This window comes from Treponema sp. R80B11-R83G3 (assembly GCF_054786115.1).
Genome location: NZ_BDHF01000538.1, coordinates 1 through 405 on the forward strand (window position 1 = coordinate 1; position 405 = coordinate 405).

Genomic DNA, 405 nt, shown 5'->3' on the forward strand with positions numbered 1-405 from the left:
TAACCCAAAGTCAAAATATGCAGGGATTTTTGAGCATTTTCCTAAAAAAGAAAATTTAAATGTTTTGGAACTTGGTTGTGGCACAGGTTTGTTTTGGCTTGCCAATCGAAATAATATTGTAAAGTCATGGTCAATAACATTATCTGATTATTCGGAAGGTATGCTTGATACAGCCCGAAACGGCTTGTCCCGTCTAAATTATAATTTTCAATATGAAGTTGTAAACGCTGAAAATATTCAATATTCAGATGATAGTTTTGATATAATATTGGCAAATAATATGTTATACCATATTCAAAATAGAGATACCGTAATAAATAAAATTAGCCGGATACTAAAAAATGATGGCGTTTTTATTGCATCAACAATGGGAAAAAATGACATTCTTGAATTACACAATTATTT

Annotated in this window: 1 protein-coding gene; it reads left to right on the forward strand. The window is 29.9% G+C overall.

What is annotated here, in order from left to right; genetic code table 11:
• Positions 1-405, forward strand: a 405-nt coding sequence (locus ACYVRH_RS14855) for a class I SAM-dependent methyltransferase (RefSeq protein ID WP_461257629.1), incomplete at both ends; no start/stop codon positions are given.